General features: G+C 69.1%; 18 protein-coding genes. 9 read left to right on the top strand and 9 right to left on the bottom strand.

The genetic code is table 11. The features are described 5' to 3' along the window. Positions 1–3 precede the first annotated feature (3 nt). Positions 4–894 carry a PAC2 family protein gene (locus ACPCHZ_RS25140; RefSeq protein WP_364980983.1) on the bottom strand — a complete coding sequence of 297 codons (891 nt, stop codon included), beginning with the start codon at positions 892–894 and terminating at the stop codon, positions 4–6. 82 nt (positions 895–976) lie between these two features. On the opposite strand from ACPCHZ_RS25140, the gene ACPCHZ_RS25135 reads away from it, so the two are divergent. From ACPCHZ_RS25135 to ACPCHZ_RS25100, 8 genes are all read left to right on the top strand, one after another. After that, a complete protein-coding gene (locus ACPCHZ_RS25135) occupies positions 977–1,111 on the top strand; it encodes a hypothetical protein (protein WP_423487240.1) in 135 nt (44 codons plus the stop codon). Positions 1,112–1,423: 312 nt separating this feature from the next. Continuing rightward, positions 1,424–5,068 (top strand): methionine synthase, encoded by a 3,645-nt coding sequence (metH, locus tag ACPCHZ_RS25130; protein ID WP_423487287.1) that lies wholly within the window; start codon positions 1,424–1,426, stop codon positions 5,066–5,068. Between the two features lie 2 nt (positions 5,069–5,070). Further along, entirely contained in the window at positions 5,071–5,754 is a 684-nt protein-coding gene (locus ACPCHZ_RS25125) for an HAD family hydrolase (RefSeq protein WP_423487239.1), read from the top strand. Between the two features lie 93 nt (positions 5,755–5,847). Continuing rightward, complete coding sequence (locus ACPCHZ_RS25120) at positions 5,848–7,323, top strand: sugar porter family MFS transporter (RefSeq protein WP_423487238.1); 1,476 nt, start codon at positions 5,848–5,850, stop codon at positions 7,321–7,323. 31 nt (positions 7,324–7,354) lie between these two features. Next, on the top strand, positions 7,355–7,636 hold the full coding sequence (locus ACPCHZ_RS25115; RefSeq protein WP_364980971.1) for a phosphoribosyl-ATP diphosphatase: 282 nt from the start codon (positions 7,355–7,357) through the stop codon (positions 7,634–7,636). Between the two features lie 38 nt (positions 7,637–7,674). Next, positions 7,675–8,526, top strand: coding sequence for an ATP phosphoribosyltransferase (gene hisG / locus ACPCHZ_RS25110; protein ID WP_423487237.1), 852 nt, complete (start codon positions 7,675–7,677; stop codon positions 8,524–8,526). Between the two features lie 69 nt (positions 8,527–8,595). Then, entirely contained in the window at positions 8,596–9,078 is a 483-nt protein-coding gene (locus ACPCHZ_RS25105; RefSeq protein ID WP_423487236.1) for a DUF4126 family protein, read from the top strand. A gap of 13 nt (positions 9,079–9,091) precedes the next feature. Continuing rightward, a complete protein-coding gene (locus ACPCHZ_RS25100; RefSeq protein ID WP_423487235.1) occupies positions 9,092–10,471 on the top strand; it encodes an FAD-containing oxidoreductase in 1,380 nt (459 codons plus the stop codon). Here the strand turns inward: ACPCHZ_RS25100 and ACPCHZ_RS25095 are convergent. The 6 genes from ACPCHZ_RS25095 to ACPCHZ_RS25070 form a co-directional block, all read right to left on the bottom strand. Then, complete coding sequence (locus tag ACPCHZ_RS25095) at positions 10,422–11,069, bottom strand: flavodoxin family protein (protein WP_423487234.1); 648 nt, start codon at positions 11,067–11,069, stop codon at positions 10,422–10,424. The genes ACPCHZ_RS25100 and ACPCHZ_RS25095 overlap by 50 nt on opposite strands. Further along, positions 11,062–11,547, bottom strand: coding sequence for an SRPBCC family protein (locus tag ACPCHZ_RS25090; protein WP_423487233.1), 486 nt, complete (start codon positions 11,545–11,547; stop codon positions 11,062–11,064). Before ACPCHZ_RS25090 ends, ACPCHZ_RS25095 begins: the two co-directional genes overlap by 8 nt. Continuing rightward, the gene (locus tag ACPCHZ_RS25085) at positions 11,544–11,861 is read right to left on the bottom strand and encodes an ArsR/SmtB family transcription factor (RefSeq protein WP_423487232.1); all 318 of its coding nucleotides are present in this window, start codon (positions 11,859–11,861) and stop codon (positions 11,544–11,546) included. Before ACPCHZ_RS25085 ends, ACPCHZ_RS25090 begins: the two co-directional genes overlap by 4 nt. Before the next feature lie 105 nt (positions 11,862–11,966). Next, complete coding sequence (locus ACPCHZ_RS25080) at positions 11,967–12,482, bottom strand: DinB family protein (RefSeq protein ID WP_423487231.1); 516 nt, start codon at positions 12,480–12,482, stop codon at positions 11,967–11,969. Further along, positions 12,479–13,276, bottom strand: coding sequence for a thioesterase family protein (locus ACPCHZ_RS25075; RefSeq protein WP_423487230.1), 798 nt, complete (start codon positions 13,274–13,276; stop codon positions 12,479–12,481). Before ACPCHZ_RS25075 ends, ACPCHZ_RS25080 begins: the two co-directional genes overlap by 4 nt. Further along, entirely contained in the window at positions 13,273–14,151 is an 879-nt protein-coding gene (locus tag ACPCHZ_RS25070; RefSeq protein WP_364980943.1) for a RecB family exonuclease, read from the bottom strand. The genes ACPCHZ_RS25075 and ACPCHZ_RS25070 overlap by 4 nt, the downstream gene beginning before the upstream one ends. Positions 14,152–14,226: 75 nt before the next feature. Here ACPCHZ_RS25070 and ACPCHZ_RS25065 point away from each other — a divergent pair, with 75 nt between their 5' ends. Beyond that, positions 14,227–15,060: a tRNA (adenine-N1)-methyltransferase gene (locus ACPCHZ_RS25065; protein ID WP_423487229.1), complete on the top strand. Its 834-nt coding sequence runs from the start codon at positions 14,227–14,229 to the stop codon at positions 15,058–15,060. On the opposite strand, the gene ACPCHZ_RS25060 is transcribed toward ACPCHZ_RS25065, so the two are convergent. Continuing rightward, positions 15,061–15,357, bottom strand: coding sequence for a DUF503 domain-containing protein (locus ACPCHZ_RS25060; protein WP_423487228.1), 297 nt, complete (start codon positions 15,355–15,357; stop codon positions 15,061–15,063). A gap of 10 nt (positions 15,358–15,367) precedes the next feature. Then, a complete protein-coding gene (locus ACPCHZ_RS25055) occupies positions 15,368–15,856 on the bottom strand; it encodes a hypothetical protein (protein ID WP_423487227.1) in 489 nt (162 codons plus the stop codon). Between the last annotated feature and the right edge of the window lie 40 nt (positions 15,857–15,896).

Genomic DNA, 15,896 nt, shown 5'->3' with positions numbered 1-15,896 from the left:
GGGTCAGCTGCGGTATCCGGGGCCGCGCCTGCGCAGGTAGCGCTCGAACTCCGCGGCCAGCGCGTCGCCGTCGATCTTGCTGAGGGTCTCGTGCATGTCGACCTCGGCGTCGCCGCGTTCCTCGAGCGCCGTCACGTACTCGGCGATCTCGTCGTCGTCGGCCGTCATCTCGGTGACGGCCTCCTCCCACTCCTCGGCGGCCGTCGGAAGGTCGGCCAGCGGCACCTCGATGTCGAGGACGTCCTCGACCCGGCGCAGCAGCGCCACCGTCGCCTTCGGGTTGGGCGGCTGCGAGACGTAGTGCGGGACGGCCGCCCAGAACGTCACGGCGGGAATCCCGGCCTGCACGCACGCGTCCTGGAACACCCCGGCGATGCCGGTCGGACCCTCGTAGCGGGTCTCCTCGAGGCCGAAGAACTTGGCTGATTCGGGGGAGTAGGCGGCCCCGGAGACCGGCACCGGCCGGGTGTGCGGGGTGTCGGCCAGCAGCGCGCCCAGGATCACCACCGTCTGCACATTCAGCTTGTCGGCGATGGCGAGCAGCTCGGCGCAGAACGTCCGCCACCGCATGTTCGGCTCGACGCCGTGCATCAGCACGATGTCGCGTTCGGCGCCGGGCGGGCGGCAGTGCGAGATCCGCATCGACGGCCACACCAGCTCACGGGTGACGCCGTCGATCTGCCGGATCACCGGGCGATTGACCTGGTAGTCGTAGTAGGACTCGTCGTCGATCTCGACGATCGGGTCGGCCTCCCAGATCGCGTCCAGGTGCTCGAGCGCGTCGCTGGCTGCGTCTCCGGCGTCGTTCCAGCCCTCGAACGCCGCGACGATGATGGCGTCGTGCAGTTCGGGCAGCTCGGGTCCCTTCGGTGCACTGAATTCCGATGGGGTCACCTGGCCAGCGTAAGGCCTCCGCAGTGGTGACGAGCGTCATCGGCCGCCCGGGTGATTTGCACCGTGCGACTACCCTGTCGTTGTGACCGCAGCCGCCAATCACGCCCGTCGCACCGACGGTGACCGCGCCATGGACACACAGCTCCGGGCCGCCGATCCCAAGCTCCACCACCCCGGATACGGCGAGACGAAATACGCTCGGCTGCACTTCGGTTGATCTTGGTGACGACGACTGGGTCGTGGTCAGGCTGGGCGTCCGGACGTCGATCAGGTGAGGACGTAGACTTTTCTGGTCGAGAGGCGTTGCAACGGTTATTCGGGGGGCCTGGATCCTCCTCGGTATCCGCCACGCTCGGCAGAGTCAAGGACGCCTTCCGCTACGGAAGGAGTGCGCGTGAACACGTCTGAGTCGACCGCCGTCGAGTCCAATACCGTCGAGTCGAAGACTTTTGCGCCCGACATCCGCCCCGACTGCACCGAGGAACTGACGGCTGCGCTGCGGCAGCGGATCGTGGTGATCGACGGTGCGATGGGCACGGCGATCCAGCGGGACCGGCCCGACGAGGCCGGCTACCGCGGCGACCGGTTCACGGAGTGGCCGACCGCCCTTCAGGGCAACAACGACCTGCTCAACCTGACTCAGCCCCAGATCATCGAGGGGATCCACCGCGAGTACCTCGAGGCGGGCGCCGACATCCTCGAGACCAACACGTTCAACGCGAACGCGATCTCGCTGTCGGACTACGACATGGCCGAGTTGGCCTACGAGCTGAACTACGCCGGCGCCGCACTGGCGCGCACCGCCGCCGACGAGTACAGCACCCCGGACAAGCCCCGCTACGTCGCGGGCGCCCTGGGGCCGACGACGCGAACCGCGTCGATCTCGCCGGACGTCAACGACCCCGGCGCGCGCAACGTCTCCTACGACCAGCTGGTCGCCGCCTACCTCGAAGCCGCCAACGGCCTGGTCGACGGTGGCGCCGACCTGCTCATCATCGAGACGATCTTCGACTCGCTGAACGCCAAGGCAGCGGTGTTCGCCGTCGAGACGCTGTTCGAGCAGCGCGGACGGCGCTGGCCGTTGATCATCTCGGGCACCATCACCGACGCCTCCGGCCGGACGCTGTCCGGACAGGTCACCGAGGCGTTCTGGAACGCCGTCAGGCACGCGAAGCCGCTCGCGGTCGGCCTCAACTGCGCGCTGGGCGCGCCGGAGATGAGGCCCTACATCGCCGAGATGGCGCGAATCGCCGACACGTTCGTCTCCTGCTACCCGAATGCGGGCCTGCCCAACGCCTTCGGCGAGTACGACGAGGACCCGGAGCATCAGGCCGGTTACATCGCCGAGTTCGCCGAGGCCGGCCTGGTCAACCTGGTCGGCGGATGCTGCGGAACGGCGCCGCCGCACATCGCCGAGATCGCCAAGGTGGTCGAGGGCAAGCCGCCGCGCGAGCTACCGGGGATCCCGGTGGCCACCCGGCTCGCGGGCCTGGAGCCGCTCAACATCAACGACGAGTCGCTGTTCGTCAACATCGGTGAGCGGACGAACATCACCGGCTCCGCGCGGTTCCGCAACCTGATCAAGGCCGAGGACTACGACTCCGCCCTGTCGGTCGCCCTGCAGCAGGTCGAGGTCGGTGCACAGGTCATCGACATCAACATGGACGAGGGCATGATCGACGGCGTCGCCGCGATGGACCGGTTCACCAAGCTGATCGCGGCCGAGCCGGACATCAGCCGCGTCCCGGTGATGATCGACTCCTCCAAGTGGGAGGTCATCGAGGCCGGCCTGAAGAACGTGCAGGGCAAGCCGATCGTCAACTCGATCTCCATGAAGGAGGGCGAGGAGAAGTTCATCCGCGAGGCCCGGCTGTGCCGCAAGTACGGCGCCGCCGTCGTCGTGATGGCCTTCGACGAGCAGGGCCAGGCCGACAACCTGGAGCGCCGCAAGGAGATCTGCGGGCGTGCCTACCGGATCCTGACCGAGGAGGTCGGCTTCCCGCCCGAGGACATCATCTTCGACCCGAACTGCTTCGCGCTGGCGACGGGCATCGAGGAGCACGCGACGTACGGGATCGACTTCATCGAGGCCTGCGCCTGGATCAAGGAGAACCTGCCAGGGGTGCACATCTCCGGTGGTATCTCCAACGTGTCGTTCTCGTTCCGCGGCAACAATCCTGTCCGCGAGGCGATCCACGCGGTGTTCCTGTTCCACGCCATCAAGGCCGGCCTGGACATGGGCATCGTCAACGCCGGTTCGCTGGTGCCGTACGACTCGATCGATCCCGAACTGCGGGACCGGATCGAGGACGTCGTGCTGAACCGTCGCGAGGACGCGGCCGAACGGCTCCTGGAGATCGCCGAACGGTTCAACAGCTCGGAGAAGGCCGACGATCCGGTCGCCGCCGAGTGGCGCAGCCTGCCGATTCGGGAGCGGATCACGCACGCGCTGGTCAAAGGCATCGACGCGAACGTCGACGCCGACACCGAGGAACTGCGGGCGGAGATCGAGGCTGCCGGGGGCCGGCCCATCGAGGTGATCGAGGGACCGCTGATGGACGGCATGAACGTCGTCGGCGACCTGTTCGGCGCGGGCAAGATGTTCCTGCCCCAGGTGGTGAAGTCGGCCCGGGTGATGAAGAAGGCCGTCGCGTACCTGCTGCCCTACATCGAGGCGGAGAAAGAGCAGAACGGCACTGCAGCAAGCAAGGACACCAACGGCACGATCATCATGGCGACGGTCAAGGGCGACGTCCACGACATCGGCAAGAACATCGTCGGGGTTGTCTTGCAGTGCAACAACTACGAGGTGATCGACCTCGGTGTGATGGTGCCTGCCCAGAAGATCCTGGATGCCGCCAAGGAGCACGACGCGGACATCATCGGACTGTCCGGCCTGATCACCCCATCCCTGGACGAGATGGTCAACTTCGCGGTCGAGATGGAGCGCCAGGGCCTGGAGATCCCGCTGTTGATCGGCGGTGCCACGACCTCACGTGCCCACACGGCCGTGAAGGTGGCGCCGCGTCGCAGCGGTCCGGTGGTCTGGGTGAAGGACGCTTCCCGTTCGGTGCCGGTAGCCGCGGCGCTGCTCGACGACAAGCAGCGGCCCGCCCTGCTGGAGGCCACCGAGAAGGATTACGCCTCGCTGCGCGAACGGCACGCCCAGAAGAGCGAGCGGCCGATGCTCACGCTGGAGAAGGCGCGGGCGAACCGGACGCCGATCGAATGGGACGACTACACGCCGCCGGTGCCCGCGCAGGGCCTGGGGGTGCGGGAATTCGGCGACTACGACTTCGCCGAGCTGCGCGAATACATCGACTGGCAGCCGTTCTTCAACGCCTGGGAGATGAAGGGCCGCTTCCCGGACATCCTCAACAACCCGGTGTCGGGCGAGACGGCCCGCAAGCTCTACGACGACGCGCAGGAGATGCTCGACACCCTGATCAAGGAGAAGTGGCTGACCGCCAACGGCGTGATCGGCTTCTTCCCGGCGAACGCGGTCGGTGACGACATCGAGGTCTACACCGACGAGAGCCGTACCGAGGTGCTGACCACGTTGCGCAACCTGCGCCAGCAGGGCGAGCACCGCGACGGCGTCCCGAACCGGTCCCTGGGCGATTTCGTCGCGCCGAAGGACACCGGCCTGAGCGACTACGTCGGCGCCTTCGCCGTCACCACGGGGCTCGGCATCCACGACAGGATCGCCGAGTTCAAGGCGGCCAACGACGACTACAACGCCATCCTGCTGGAGTCGCTGGCCGACCGGCTGGCAGAGGCGTTCGCCGAACGGATGCACCAACGGGTCCGCAAGGAGTTCTGGGCATACCAGCCCGACGAGCAACTCGACAACGACGCACTGATCGGTGAGAAGTACCGGGGGATCCGGCCCGCACCCGGCTACCCGGCCTGCCCGGAACACACCGAGAAGGCGACGCTCTGGGAGTTGATGGACGTCAAGGAGCGCACCGGTATCGAGCTGACCGAGTCGATGGCGATGTGGCCGGGAGCCGCCGTCAGCGGCTGGTACTTCTCGCATCCGCAGTCGCAGTACTTCGTGGTGGGCCGGATCGCCCAGGACCAGGTCGCCGACTACGCGAGGCGCAAGGGCTGGACCCTCAAGGCGGCCGAGCGCTGGCTGGCCCCCAATCTCGGCTACAACCCGGAGGACTGAGCGTGCAGGCCGTGCTGCTCGACATGGACGGCACCCTGGTCGATTCCGAGAAGCTGTGGGACATCTCGCTGGAGGCGCTCTACGCCCGCTTCGGCGGTGAACTGCGCACCGAGGTGCGCCAGGCACTGGTGGGCAGTTCGGCGGAGAACACCATGCGCACCGTCTTCGCCGACCTCGGCCTCGAGCCCGACCCACAGGCGATGGCCGAGACGAGCCGTTGGCTGCACGACCGCACCGGCGAGTTGTTCGAGCAGGGGTTGCCCTGGTGCGAGGGCGCCGAGGAACTGCTCGATGCGCTGGCCGCCGAGGCGGTGCCGATGGTCCTGGTCACCAACACACTGCGACCGCTCACCGACAAGGCGCTCACAAGCATTGGCCGACAGTACTTCTCGGCCACGGTATGCGGCGACGAGGTGGCGCACGGCAAACCCGCGCCGGATCCGTACCTGCGCGCGGCGGAGTTGCTGGGACTGCCGCCGGGCGGGTGTCTTGCCGTGGAGGACTCGGTCACCGGCACGGCGGCCGCCGAGACCGCGGGCTGCCCGGTGCTGGTGGTGCCCAACGACATCGCTGTGCCCGCAGGCCCGGGGCGGCGCCACGCACGGTCGCTGCGCGGCCTGGGTGTCGACGACCTTCGTGCCATCCACGCCGAGCTGACCGCCGAGCTCTCCGAACGCAGCGCCTGAGGGTTACCGGCCTCGAACAGCCCGTGCGCAGGTGTGAATTGTGCAATCGTGGGGAACGAGTGATTCCACGCAGCGCTGCGGAAAGGAAATCCCATGGCAGGTCAGGGTGGAGCTCCGGTAGGCGACGACCTACCGGTCTCGGACGAGGACTTCTCGTCGGGCAAGACCGCGGTGCGCATCGCATCGGTGGCCGCGCTCGGCGGCCTGCTGTTCGGCTACGACAGCGCGGTGATCAACGGTGCGGTGGACTCCATCCAGGAGGACTTCGGCATCGGCAACACCGAGCTGGGAATCGCCGTCGCCTCGGCGCTGCTGGGAGCGGCGGTGGGCGCCATGACGGCGGGACGCATCGCCGACAAGATCGGCCGCATCGCGGTCATGAAGATCGCCGCGGTGCTCTTCCTGATCAGCGCGTTCGGCACCGGCCTCGCGCCCGACGTGCTGTGGGTGGTGGTCTTCCGGGTGGTCGGCGGCATCGGTGTCGGCGTCGCGTCGGTCATCGCGCCCGCCTACATCGCCGAGACCTCGCCCCCGGGCATCCGTGGCCGGCTGGGTTCGCTGCAGCAGCTGGCGATCGTCTCCGGCATCTTCCTGTCGTTCGTCATCAACTGGCTCCTGCAGTGGACCGCGGGCGGACCGAACGAGACGCTCTGGCTGGGTCTCGATGCCTGGCGCTGGATGTTCCTGGCCATGGCGGTGCCCGCTGTGCTGTACGGCTCGCTGGCGTTCACCATCCCCGAATCGCCGCGGTATCTCGTTGCCAGTCACAAGATCCCAGAAGCCCGCCGGGTGCTCAACATGCTGCTCGGGCAGAAGAACCTGGAGATCACCATCACGCGCATCAGGGAGACCCTGGAGCGCGAGGACAAGCCGTCGTGGCGCGACCTGCGCAAGCCCACCGGTGGCATCTACGGCATTGTCTGGGTAGGTCTCGGGCTGTCGATCTTCCAGCAGTTCGTCGGTATCAACGTGATCTTCTACTACTCGAACGTGCTGTGGCAGGCCGTGGGCTTCAGCGCCGACGAGTCGGCGATCTACACTGTGATCACGTCGGTGATCAACGTGCTGACCACCCTGATCGCGATCGCGCTGATCGACAAGATCGGCCGGAAACCGTTGCTGCTCATCGGATCCTCCGGCATGGCGGTCACCCTCATCACGATGTCGGTCATCTTCGCCAACGCCACCGTCGGGCCCGACGGCACCCCGAGCCTGCCCGGCGCGTCGGGCGTGATCGCGCTGATCGCCGCCAACCTGTTCGTCGTCGCGTTCGGCATGTCGTGGGGACCGGTGGTCTGGGTGCTGCTCGGCGAGATGTTCCCCAACCGCATCCGCGCCGCCGCGCTGGGCCTGGCCGCCGCCGGCCAGTGGGCGGCCAACTGGCTGATCACAGTCTCGTTCCCCGGCCTGCGCGAACACCTCGGTCTGGCCTACGGGTTCTACGGGCTGTGCGCGATCCTGTCCGGACTCTTCGTGTGGCGGTGGGTGATGGAGACCAAGGGCGTGTCGCTGGAGGACATGCACGGCTCGATCCTCAAGAGCGACGAGTTGCCCAAAGCCACCACCTGAGAGCGGTCGGCGGCGGCCCGTCTGAGCCCGCATGGGACAATTGCTGCCCGTGAAGACCTTCGACGCCCTGTTCGCCGAGCTGAGCGAGAAAGCGCGCAGCCGGCCCGCCGGCAGCGGCACCGTCGCCGCGCTGGACGGCGGCGTGCACGGCCTCGGCAAGAAGATCCTCGAGGAGGCCGGCGAGGTCTGGCTGGCCGCCGAACACGAGAGTGACGAGGCGCTCGCCGACGAGGTCAGTCAGCTCCTCTACTGGACCCAGGTGCTGATGCTGGCCCGCGGGCTGTCCCTCGACGACGTCTACCGGAAGCTGTGAGCGCGGTGACAGATTCTCTTCGCGCAAGCGGCTCATCGATGCTGCGGGTCGCGGTTCCCAACAAGGGCGCGCTGAGCGAGTCCGCCGCGGAGATCCTGGCCGAGGCCGGCTACCGCAAGCGCACCGACCCCAAGGACCTCACGGTCATCGACCCGGTGAACAACGTCGAATTCTTCTTCCTGCGCCCGAAGGACATCGCGATCTACGTCGGCTCGGGTCAGCTGGACCTCGGCATCACCGGACGGGACCTGGCCGCCGAGTCGGACGCGCCGGTCCGCGAGCGGCTGGCGCTCGGCTTCGGTTCGTCGACGTTCCGCTACGCCGCACCGGCGGGCCGGGACTGGACCGCGGCGGACCTGGCCGGCAAGCGGATCGCCACCGCCTACCCGAACCTCGTGCGGAAAGACCTGGCGGCGCGGGGGATAGACGCCGCGGTGATCCGGCTCGACGGCGCGGTGGAGATCTCGGTACAGCTGGGGGTGGCCGATGCGATCGCCGACGTGGTCGGCTCGGGCCGCACGCTGCGACAGCACAATCTCACGGCTTTTGGTGAGTCGCTGTGCGATTCGGAGGCGGTGCTGATCGAGCAGGACGGTCCGGTCGACGACAGGTCGGCGGCGCGCGACCAGCTGGCCGCCCGCGTGCAGGGCGTGGTGTTCGGCCAGCAGTACCTGATGCTGGACTACGACTGCCCGCGTACGGTGCTCGACCGCGCGACCGCCGTCACGCCCGGCCTCGAATCACCCACCATCGCACCGCTGGCGGACCCCGACTGGGTGGCGGTGCGGGCGCTGGTGCCGCGCCGCGACGTCAACGCCATCATGGACCAGATCGCCGCCATCGGGGCCAAGGCGATCCTGGCCTCGGACATCAGGTTCTGCCGCTTCTAGATCGCCGGGCCCCGTCGCGGTCTGCGTGTTAGCGTCCGGAGGACATTTCGCCCCGCCTCGGAGGTACGCATGACGCATGTCCTGGTATTGGTCCTCGCGTTGCTGATCGGGGTGATAGCGGGGCTGCGCGCGCTGACGGCACCCGCGGTGGTGGCCTGGGGTGCGTTGCTGGGCTGGATCGACGTCGACGGCAAATGGTCGGAGTGGGTGGCACATCCGATCACCGTCGCGGTGCTGACCGTGCTCCTCGTCGTCGAGCTGATCACCGACCAGCTGCCGAAGACGCCGAGCCGCAAGACCCCGCCGCAGTTCCTCACCCGCATCCTGATGGGCGCCTTTGCCGGTGCGGTGATCGGCAGCGCGTTCTTCCACACCTTCAGCTCCATCGGCGCGGGAATCATCGGCGCGGTGCTCGGCACCCTGGGCGGCGCTGAGCTGCGGTCGCGGCTCGCGGCGGCCAACGGCGGCAAAGACCGGCCCGGTGCGATCATCGAGGACGTCATCGCTGTCGGCGGCGGCTTCCTGGTCGTGTTCCTCGTCAGCCTGATCTGAGCTGACACCCGGAATGAGTCCTGTGACAGAGCATTTCGACGCGATCGTGATCGGCGCCGGGCAGGCCGGGCCGCCGCTGGCCGGCCGGTTGACCGAGGCGGGCCAGACCGTCGCGGTGATCGAGCGCAAGCTGGTCGGCGGAACCTGCGTCAACTACGGATGCATCCCCACCAAGACCCTCGTGGCGAGCGCGCATGCCGCCCATCTGGCCCGGCGCGGCGCCGACTACGGCATCGGTACCGGCGATGTCGCCGTCGACATGGCCAAGGTCAAGGCCCGCAAGGACAAGATCATGCTCGACGACCGCCATGGCGTCGAGTCGTGGCTGCAGGGTATGGCAGGTTGCACCTTCATCCGCGGCCACGCCCGCTTCACCGATCCGCACACCGTGGACGTCGACGGTCGGATCCTCACCGCCGACCGCGTCTTCCTCAACGTCGGCGGCCGCGCGGTGGCCCCCGACCTGCCGGGCCTGGCGGACATCGACTACCTCACCAATGTCGGCATCCTCGAACTCGACACCGTGCCCGAGCATCTGGTGATCATCGGGGGCAGCTACATCGCGCTCGAATTCGCGCAGATGTACCGCAGGTTCGGCGCCGAGGTCACCGTGATCGAGAAGGGCCCCCGGCTGACATCGCGGGAGGACGAGGACGTCTCGGCCACCGTCCGCGAGGTCCTCGAGGCCGAGGGCATCGCCATCATCGTGGGCGCCGGGGACATGCGGTTCACCAAGCAGGACAACGGGTTCGAGGTGATACCGCACGACGGCGCCGACGCCGTGTCCGGCACCCATCTCCTGGTCGCCGTCGGGCGGGTGCCGAACACCGACGACCTCGGCCTCGACGCCGCAGGCGTGCAGACCGACGAGCGGGGCTACGTCGTGGTCGACGACCAGTTGCGCACCACGGCCGAGCACATCTGGGCGATGGGGGACTGCAACGGCAAGGGCGCCTTCACCCACACGTCGTACAACGACTTCGAGATCGTGGCGGCCAATCTGCTCGACGACGACCCCCGGCGGGTCAGCGACCGCATCACCACCTATGCGCTGTACATCGACCCGCCGCTGGGCCGTGCCGGGATGTCGGTCGACCAGGTGCGGGCGTCGGGCCGGAAAGCGTTGGTGGGCAAACGCCCGATGACGCGCGTCGGCCGTGCCGTCGAAAAGGGCGAGACGCAGGGCTTCATGAAGGTCGTCGTCGATGCCGAGACCGAAGAGATCCTCGGCGCGGCGATCTTCGGTGTCGGCGGCGACGAGGTGATCCACTCGATCCTCGACGTGATGACCGCCAAGCTGCCCTACACGGCGATATCCCGCACCATGCACATCCACCCGACCGTCAGTGAACTGGTGCCGACGCTGCTGCAGGATCTGAAGCCGCTGTCATAGCGTGCCTGCCCGCCTCGAGCTGACGCGCCACAAGCGTCACCCGCTGCCCGAGGTGGGTACAGGTCCGGGCGTCGGACCCGTGCACCCGGTCCGGGCCGGCGTCGACGTCGGTCTGCGCGCCCGCTCCGAGGAAGAACGCGAGCCGGTTGAGGTCGTCGGGACCGGCGGTCGAGCTGTTCCAGCCGGCCACCAATCCGAGGTTCACCCAGTGCATGTGGTGCTGGGCGGCGAACACCGCCAGCGAGGTCAACGTCTGCAACTTGTCCCCGCTCTTGCCACCGGAATTGGTGAACCCCGCGGCCACCTTGTCGCTCCAGGTGCCTTCCTGGCAGCGCCTGCCGGTCTTCTCCGCGAACGCCTGGAACGCCGCGGCCACGTTGCCCATGTAGGTCGGCGTGCCGAAGATGATCGCGTCGGCCGTGTCCAGGGTGTCCCAGTCGGCACCGGACATTGCGCCGACGGCGATGAGGGTCACGTCGGCGCCGGCGTCGCGGGCGCCCGCGGCGACGGCGTGGGCCAGCGTCTCGGTGTGCCCGAATCCGGAGTGGTAGGCCACCGCAACCCGTGGCGCGCCGACGTCGAAGTGGTTGTCAGGCATGATGTCTCCGCATCCGGTTCGTCCAGTCGGGTAGCTCGGTGCCGCCGAGGTGGGCCTCCAGCCGATCCAGGAAGGCCTCGGTGCCGCCGCGGAAGCCGGTGGCATTGCGCACGCCGAGCCCGCGATGGGTGAACCGCAACACGGTCGCGTCGGGGCCGTCGGAAGTCAGTTCGTAGCGCACCACGCCGTCCTCGACGATCTGCTGCCTCCACTCGTGTTCCAGCACGTGCGGTGGATCCCACACCAGGATCCGGCCGGTCATGCGTTTGAGGTCGTCGGGTAGCGGCGGACCGGTCGCGACCATCTCGATGGTGCCGCCTTCGCGCGGGTCGATGGTGGTCGGCCCGAACCACTGCTTCCGCTCGGCGGGGTCGGTGATGGCCGACCACACGGCCTCGACGGGGTAGGGCAGCCGGCGCTCGAAGTGCAGCACCGCGCGGTCGCCGTCGATCGTGAGGGTGCCGTCGCGGCCGGTCATTCCGAGCTCCCGTGGGTGGTCCGCAGGTGCTGCTCCAACGCGTCGAGATGACCGACCCAGAAGTGGCGGTAGCGCTCGATCCACTGGTCGATGGCCACCAGGCCGTCGGCGCGCAGCGCGTAGATGCGGCGCTGGGCGTCGGGGCGCACCTCCACCAGGCCGACCTCGCGCAGCACCCGCAGGTGCCGCGACACGGTCGGCTGCGTCAGTCCGGGCAACGTGGCGACCAGATCGCCTGCCGTGCGTTCGCCGTCGGTCAACACGTCGAGCAGTGCCCGGCGGCTGGGCTCCGCCACCGCCTCGAATACGTCCATGCGTCTAATATTGCATGACGTCTATATAGAAGCAAGTACATATAAAGACGCCCACGCCGAACGTGAGCAAGATGGCGATGTTCGGCCGATTTTTCAGCAATAGCTTCACGTTCGGCGCATAGGGCGCAGCAGCCGAAGCTGACCGATCTCCGAGATGTTCTTGGTCAGTTCGACGTTCACCCACAGCACGGTGTGGATCATGGAGCGGCCGGCGTCGGCGCCCCAGGGAAAGTCGGACGGCCGGCGCAGGTCGTCGGGGCCGAGACCCTCGAGGAGCGCCCGCCAGCCCGCCGCCAGCTCGTGCAGCCGCGTCACCGCCGGGGAACCGGAACCGGGCCACGTCACGTCGGTGCGCTCGGGTACCGCGTCGCCGCGCGCGTGGGCGAGCGTCACCGACCACCACCAGTCGATGTGCCAGGTGAGCCAGCCGATGGTGGGTACCGGGATGGGTTCGGGCTCGGTGTCCGCCCAGTCGGGGCGCCACCTGCCGTCGTCGTCCGGGCGCACCGTCCACACCGATTCGCCCGGCTCCCAGAGGAAGTCGTCATCGACCAGCGCGTCGAGGTGCAGCTCGGCCAGCGCCCACACCAGGTCGAACTGCCAGCGCGGATCTTCGCTCACCGGCGTTGCACCAACAGGGTCTGCGCGCTGGTGCCGACGAACCCCTGCCGGTCGAAGATCTCGGCAGTGGTGACCCCGACACCGTCCGGCCCGATTGAGCCGCGCGCCCGCAGTGCGAAATCCGAACCGGTCGGCAGCCGGTGCAGGTGCACGGTGGTGTCGGTGTTCATGAACATGAACCGCTCGGGATCCAGGGCGGCGCCCGCCCCGTTGGCCGAGTCGACGACCATCGCCAGCCGCTGCACCGCCGTGGTCTCCTCGTCGTCGACCAGCGGCACCAGCGGGCTGAGCCAGGCCACCGCGGCCTCGCCGTCGGCGCTGGGTTGGCGGCGCCACCTGACGGTCTCGAGGTAACCCCGCGCGCCCTCCCAGCTGTGCGGCACCGGTATCGCGTCGCCCTCGACGAGCGGCGGATAGCGATCGGTCGCCACCTCGTGGGTGTCGCTGGTGGCCAGCAGCCAGGCGGTGACGCGGGCCACCGGGCGTTCGGCGCCGTCGGGTGCGGCGGCGGTCATCTCGGCCGTCATCATCGAGATCCGCGTGCCCGGCCGGGACACCCTGCTACGGACCGTCACCGGCGCGACCGGAATGGCGCCGAGGATGTCGAGGGTGAGCCGGCCGATCCGCAGCGGCGTGCCTGCCGCCAGATCCTCGATGGCGCGGGTCATCAGCGCCAGCGGCGGCGAGCCGTGCTGGATGTCGGCGGCCCAGTTGCTGCGGGTGCCGTCGGTGGACTCGAACAACCCGGCATCAGGCCCGCCGCCGGGCAGGCGGCGGTAGAGGCAGTCGATCACGCAGCGGGCTCCGCCGCCGTCTGCAGCACCGCGTCGGGGTCGCCGTCGTCGATGACGGCGGGCCAGCCGGGGTAGGGCGGCGGCGTGCCGCCGAACGCCGGGCAGTGCGCGTGGTGGGCGCACCAGTCGCACAGTCGCGACGGCTTGGGCGGGAAGTCGCCCGAGACGCCCGCCGCCTGGATGGCCCGCCACATCGCCGACAGTGTCCGCTCGAAACGCAGCAGCTCGTCGGCGTCGGGGGAGTAGTCGAGCACCTGGCCGTCGGCCAGGTAGAGCAGCCGCAGCCGGGCCGGCAGCACACCGCGGGACCGCATCAGCGCGACGGCGTAGAACTTCATCTGGAACAGCGCCTTCGCCTCGGCCAGTGTGCGTGCCTCCGGCGGCGCCTTGCCGGTCTTGTAGTCGACCACCCGGAGCTCACCGGTGGCGGCGACGTCGATGCGGTCGACGAAGCCGCGCAGCAGCGTGCCGTCGGCGAGTTCCACCTCGACGCGCTGTTCGCAGGACTGCGGGTCGAACCGGGTGGGGTCCTCGAGGCGGTAGTAGCCCGACAGCAGCTTGCGCACCTCGTCGATCAGCGCGGTGCGCAACGCGGGGTCGACGTCGGCGACGAGGCCGGGGTGCTCGGCCACCACCCGGTCCCACGCGGGGCCGACCAATTCCTGCGCGGTGTCGTGACCGCGCTGCTCGGCGGGAAGGGAGTACAGCTGCTCGAGCGCGGCGTGCGCGACGGAACCGCGCAGCTGCGCGGGAGAGGTGGGCTCGGGGAGGCGGTCGATGGCCCGGAAGCGGTACAGCAGCGGGCACTGCTTGAAATCGCTGGCCCGCGACGGCGACAGCGCGGGCCGCCGCACACCACCCCGTTCGCTGCTCACGCACAGCAGCCTAGGACGGGCCCCCGACAACCCCGCGCACCCGCGGCGGCGCGTCCCCTGGCAGGCTTGACGGCTATGCGCCGCACCGGTCCCTTCGCCGTCGGTGACCGCGTGCAACTCACCGATGCCAAGGGCAGGCACTACACGATGCTGCTCGAGCCCGGCCGCGAGTTCCACACCCACCGCGGGATCATCGCGCTCGATTCGGTGGTGGGCTTGCCCGAGGGCAGCGTGGTGAAGTCGACGAGCGGCGACCAGTTCCTGGTGCTGCGCCCCCTCCTGGTCGACTACGTGATGTCGATGCCGCGCGGCGCGCAGGTGATCTACCCCAAGGACGCCGCACAGATCGTGCACGAGGGCGACATCTTCCCGGGCGCACGGGTGCTCGAGGCGGGCGCGGGTTCGGGTGCGTTGACGTGCTCGCTGCTGCGCGCGGTCGGCCCCGGCGGCCACGTGGCGTCCTACGACGTGCGCGACGACCACGCCGTACACGCCGAGCGCAACGTGGTCACCTTCTTCGGTGAGCGCCCGCCCAACTGGGACCTGGTCATCGCCGACGTGAACGACTACTCCGGCCCGGAGGTGGACCGGGTGGTGCTGGACATGCTCTCGCCGTGGGAGGTGCTCGACACGGTGTCGCGCAGCCTGGTCCCGGGCGGGGTGCTGATGATCTACGTCGCCACCGTCACGCAACTCTCGCGGGCCGTGGAGGCGCTGCGCGAGCAGCAGTGCTGGACCGAACCGCGGGCGTGGGAGAGCATGCAGCGCGGCTGGTACGTGGTGGGCCTGGCGGTCCGCCCGCAACACACCATGCGCGGCCACACCGCGTTCCTGATCAGCGCGCGCCGGCTCGCGCCCGGCGCGGTCGCGCCGATCCCGCTGCGCCGCAAACGGCAACTCGGCAGCTGATCATTCGTCGGTGCTGCGGCGCAGGCCCCGCCGTACCGACAGCAGTTCCAGTTCGGGGCGCGCCGCCACCAGCCGCTCGGCGGCGTCGAGCACGTCGACCAGATGCGCCCGGTCGGCCGCCACCATCGCCACCCCGACGCTCGCCCTGCGGTGCAGTTCCTGCGCGCCGACCTCGGCGGCCGACACGGCGAAGCGCCGTGCGAGTTCGGCGATCAGCGGCCGCACCGCGGACCGCTTCTGCTTGAGCGAGTGCACGTCGCCCAGCAGGAGGTCGAACTCCAGCCAGCCGATCCACATGTCGCGGGCCTCAGCGCGGTGGCGCCGGCGTGGCGGGCGCGTTGAGTTCGAAGAGCAGTTCGGCGGTCTCGTGGGTGAGCTGCCAGCCGCCGTCGGGCGTGCGCGCGAACTCCATCGGGTAGGTGAAGTCGCCGCCCTCGCGGCCTGCCGGGGTCCTGGCGATCACGGTCGCGGTCACGTTGCCGGGGTCGGACTCCGACCAGGCCAGATCCGCGGCGTCGAAGGTCATCGGGTTGTAGCCGTTGTCGGTCAGCGCCCGGCCGAACCGGTCGAGCGCCTCGGCGTCGGCGTTGGTGGCTTCCTCGACGAACGTGATCTTCTCGACGCCGGGCACGTTCACGTCGGCCAGTCGGTAGAGCACGTCGGTCAGTGCGCTCGGCGGCGGCAGCGGCGCGGCACCGGGGGGCGGCGGCGGACCGGCGGGGGTGCTGCGCGGCGGTGGGGCCTGCGCCGGTCGCGGCGCGTCGGCACTGCACCCGACAAGCCCGAACGCCGCCACCAGGATGGTGACGGCGCTCAGGATGACGGTGCTGATACGG

This window comes from Mycobacterium sp. NPDC050041 (genome assembly GCF_049541695.1).
Taxonomy (GTDB): domain Bacteria; phylum Actinomycetota; class Actinomycetes; order Mycobacteriales; family Mycobacteriaceae; genus Mycobacterium.
This window is presented reverse-complemented; position numbering and strand designations above follow the sequence as displayed.

Bases quoted from the DNA above. Each gene is read 5' to 3' on its own strand.
- metH (WP_423487287.1), top strand. From the start codon at position 1,424: ATGGGCACGGCGATCCAGCGGGACCGGCCCGACGAGGCCGGCTACCGC.
- ACPCHZ_RS25120 (WP_423487238.1), top strand. From the start codon at position 5,848: ATGGCAGGTCAGGGTGGAGCTCCGGTAGGCGACGACCTACCGGTCTCG.
- ACPCHZ_RS25115 (WP_364980971.1), top strand. From the start codon at position 7,355: ATGGGACAATTGCTGCCCGTGAAGACCTTCGACGCCCTGTTCGCCGAG.
- hisG (WP_423487237.1), top strand. From the start codon at position 7,675: ATGCTGCGGGTCGCGGTTCCCAACAAGGGCGCGCTGAGCGAGTCCGCC.
- ACPCHZ_RS25105 (WP_423487236.1), top strand. From the start codon at position 8,596: ATGACGCATGTCCTGGTATTGGTCCTCGCGTTGCTGATCGGGGTGATA.
- ACPCHZ_RS25100 (WP_423487235.1), top strand. From the start codon at position 9,092: ATGAGTCCTGTGACAGAGCATTTCGACGCGATCGTGATCGGCGCCGGG.
- ACPCHZ_RS25095 (WP_423487234.1), bottom strand. From the start codon at position 11,069: ATGCCTGACAACCACTTCGACGTCGGCGCGCCACGGGTTGCGGTGGCC.
- ACPCHZ_RS25090 (WP_423487233.1), bottom strand. From the start codon at position 11,547: ATGACCGGCCGCGACGGCACCCTCACGATCGACGGCGACCGCGCGGTG.
- ACPCHZ_RS25085 (WP_423487232.1), bottom strand. From the start codon at position 11,861: ATGGACGTATTCGAGGCGGTGGCGGAGCCCAGCCGCCGGGCACTGCTC.
- ACPCHZ_RS25065 (WP_423487229.1), top strand. From the start codon at position 14,227: ATGCGCCGCACCGGTCCCTTCGCCGTCGGTGACCGCGTGCAACTCACC.
- ACPCHZ_RS25060 (WP_423487228.1), bottom strand. From the start codon at position 15,357: ATGTGGATCGGCTGGCTGGAGTTCGACCTCCTGCTGGGCGACGTGCAC.